The following is a 555-nucleotide window of genomic DNA, read 5'->3' as shown; positions in this document are numbered from 1 at the left end:
CCGTTCTGCTTTCCATCGTTATCGGTGCAGTTTACCTTATCTCGAAGATAGTTACGCCGCAAGTCGTAACCGCCGTTTCGATTATTCTCGGTTTCCTGATACTACGCTTCATTGTTAAAGTTATTCTGCAAGTAACCTTTACAATCCTGCGTTGGCTGTTCTGGCTTGCCGTCATCTTGGCAATCCTGCTCTGTGTACTCTAAGGCACAAGGAAAGATATTCTTCGATTCATTCTTCTTTATGGGTGGTTATCTCGNTTGAGGTAGCCACCTTTTTCNTTTTCCATACNGGCGTTGCACTTTCGCTTCTNAANTCCATCTATTCCACTTTGATGTGCCATAAGTCGGTGCTGATTTCTTTTTATTCGCAAAGGTAGTAAGGGCTACNGCNTGNACAAGGTCTGTGCCTTTGGTTTGTACGGAAAATCTCCACACCTACATTTCATTNCGGGTAGTATTTTCCTGCAAAACCTTGTGCCGGCTGCGCCCCCTACCTTGTTCTTGCTACAAAAAGGAATCAGCATACTCCGATCTTTGNACGCATAAAAAAAATGTC

Annotated in this window: 1 pseudogene; it reads left to right on the top strand. The window is 44.0% G+C overall.

From position 1 onward, the window contains the following. A pseudogene (locus HMPREF9304_RS15115) lies at positions 1-203 on the top strand (hypothetical protein); the annotation flags it as partial. Positions 204-555: the final 352 nt, after the last annotated feature.

This window comes from Hoylesella timonensis S9-PR14 (genome assembly GCF_000762405.1).
Classification (GTDB): Bacteria; Bacteroidota; Bacteroidia; order Bacteroidales; family Bacteroidaceae; genus Prevotella; species Prevotella timonensis_A.
The sequence above is the reverse complement of the archived record's forward strand: the minus strand, read 5'-3'. Positions and strand labels throughout refer to the sequence as shown.